The sequence below is a fragment of the Bradyrhizobium sp. genome (genome assembly GCF_004799445.1).
Lineage (GTDB): Bacteria > Pseudomonadota > Alphaproteobacteria > Rhizobiales > Xanthobacteraceae > Bradyrhizobium.
Genome location: NZ_SSNA01000127.1, coordinates 1 through 2,673, shown reverse-complemented (window position 1 = coordinate 2,673; position 2,673 = coordinate 1). Strand labels below are relative to the sequence as shown.

Genomic DNA, 2,673 nt, shown 5'->3' with positions numbered 1-2,673 from the left:
ACTTCGGCGTCAGCGACGCAAGGGCCGGATCGATCACACTGCTCTCCGGCAGTACGTCGGCGACGGTATCCGTGGTGGCGAGATTCGTCATCTGCAGTTCCTGCGGCGGCAATTCATGCAGGTCTTCCCACGGTGGCACATTCAGCGACAGCGAAAGCAAATCGCCGCTCCCGCCCATATCGAATGTGTATTTCGCGAGCCGACCGATATCGCGCTCGGCGATCATCATGTCCTGTGCGGTGTAGGTCGAAGCCTTGGCGTCCTCGGTCCGGTCGCTCATCCAGATCTGATGGACCCGGACATGCGCTTGTTTTGGCACGTACCGAACCTTGCCCGACAGTAGCAGATACACGCACGTGGATTCGCACGAGGCCTGCGGCGCCACGCTGGTGGATTCGCCCGAAGCGGTATGCGCCTCAATGCTGGAGCCGACCGTCGTACGAAGGCCGATCGTTCGCCAACGCCGACCGAGCGCGATGGCGTCATTGACCGAGCCGCCGTTGGACTCCAGCACGATGGTCGCGCCGCCGAGATCGCGGCCACGGGCGAATTCGTCGAAATTTCTCGGGGTGTCGCCGGTGACGATTCCGACCGCGCCGATCCAGCCGCGGCAATTCGGTTCGCAAGCGATCCAGGTAAAGTGCATCGAAAGCTGATGCTCCTGGAGCACGGTGCCGGCGTAAGCGGGAGCACTAACCGCAGGCATCAAGCCTGGCAAAGCCATACAAAAGGCAGCGGCACGACACAGCGCCGAGCCGCCGGACCGAAGACCGGGCTTGCCGGGGCCGCTGTTCAATGCCTTGTCGCAGTATGCGCGTCAGGTCCAGATTCCGCCAGACTGGTCCAAACCCTGGCCATCCGAAGGAAATGCGATCGCAAAGCAGGGCTTACATTGTTGCTCGCCGATTGCGTCAAATCTGACGCCAGACGCATACATTCCAGCTCACGCTTTCGCGAGTATTCTGAATCCGACATCGTGCATCGTCCTGGACAATCGATGCACAATCATTGCACGCCATTGATTAGCCTGTCTGTGGTCTATGCCACCGAGAAGGACAGACACGGGACGGTGATGACTGCAGTCTGCAATGTCCTTCAGCCGCCATCCTGGTCAATATTGCTCACCTCTTGGAAACGTTAACCGGCAAATTAGCCACTCCGGTGTTTGACGGGTGAAATAACAGTCGGAACCTTTGTTCCGTGTGCTGATTAATGTGGCACGCGGCCCGAATGTCCGCGATAGAGCTGAGAGCACATCATGATCGATACTGTCGTCATTCAACCCGGGGCAGAGACTGGGGAACCCTCTGTCGCAGGCGTTTCCTGGGCCGCCGTCGTCGCTGGTGCCATCGTCAGCTGCGCTTTGACACTTGTTGTTCTCGCGTTTGGCATTGGGCTCGGTCTCTCCGTTGTTTCGCCGTGGGGCGGTTCGGGCGTTTCGGCTACGACCTTCAAGATCGGCACCGGACTCTATCTCGTGGTCATCGCGATGCTGTCGTCCTCAATCGGCGGCTATATCGCCGGCCGCCTGCGCTCGCGATGGATTGGCGTTCACAGCGACGAGGTGTATTTCCGCGATACCGCGCATGGCTTCGTAGCCTGGGCACTTGCGACCGTGTTGGGAGCCGTCTTGCTGGCGTCGCCCGCCTCAAACCTTTTGGGGGGTACCTCCGCTGGCGTCACGCAAGGCGCGGTCTCATCCGCCAGTCGGACGGGACCGATGGACGGTTACGTCGATACGCTTCTGCGGTCTGACGCGCCCGCCGCGCAAAGCACCGGCCAAAATTCCGGCAATGCATCCGACTCGCGCGGCGAAATGGTTCGGCTGTTTACCTCCAGCCTGCGCAATGGCGGCGATTTGAAGCCGGCCGACCGGGCATATGTTTCTAAAGTAGTCGCTGCGCGAACCGGCCTCAGCCAGGCAGACGCCGATAAGCGCGCAAATGACGTCGTGACACAGGCGAAGGCCGATATGGATGCGGCCCGCAAGGCAGCCGCTCAACTCGCGTTCTGGCTGACCGCATCACTGCTCATTGGAGCGTTTTGCGCCAGTCTAGCCGCGACCGAAGGCGGCGGCCTCCGCGACGGCACATGGCGTCGCAGACCTACCCGATAATTACCTCAAGGATTGAAAGGAAAACCACATGCCCATTCTCCTCTGGTTGGTCGGCATTCCAATTCCCCTGATCATCCTGATCTTGTTGCTGCGTTGAACGCACAGCCGAAAGCAATCCCCGCCGAGGCGGGGATCTATGACACGCGGGACCGTGATCGGCCCACTACTGCATCTTCTGTGTCCATTTTCAAACAGCTCTGGAGATACCCCGTGGCCAAAAAACCGAAACTGCTGAGCGATCTGTTCCATGACACGCTTAAGGACGTTTACTTCGCCGAAAACAAAATTCTCAAGACGCTGCCGAAAATGGCCAAGGCCGCGCAGTCGAAAGATTTGAAGGCGGCGTTCGTCAAGCACGAGAGGGAAACCCGCGGCCAGGTCAAACGGCTTCAACAGATATTCGGCATCCTCGGCAAGCCTGCCCGCGCCAAGACATGCGATGCCATTCTCGGTATCATCGACGAAGGTGCCGAGATCATGAAAGACTACAAGGGAATGCCCGCGCTCGACGCCGGCCTTCTCGCTGCGGCGCAGGCCGTCGAGCACTACGAGATGTC

The 2,673-nt window shown here is 59.7% G+C and carries 3 protein-coding genes; 2 read left to right on the top strand and 1 reads right to left on the bottom strand.

What is annotated here, in order from left to right:
- The coding region (locus E8A46_RS17715; RefSeq protein WP_291563418.1) for a hypothetical protein at nt 1–706 on the bottom strand (706 nt) is incomplete at its 3' end.
- 552 nt (nt 707–1,258) lie between these two features.
- Here E8A46_RS17715 and E8A46_RS17710 point away from each other — a divergent pair.
- Nucleotides 1,259–2,116 (top strand): hypothetical protein, encoded by an 858-nt coding sequence (locus tag E8A46_RS17710; RefSeq protein ID WP_291563415.1) that lies wholly within the window; start codon nt 1,259–1,261, stop codon nt 2,114–2,116.
- 177 nt (nt 2,117–2,293) lie between these two features.
- On the top strand, nt 2,294–2,673 hold a 380-nt coding region (locus tag E8A46_RS17705), incomplete at its 3' end, for a DUF892 family protein (RefSeq protein ID WP_291563420.1).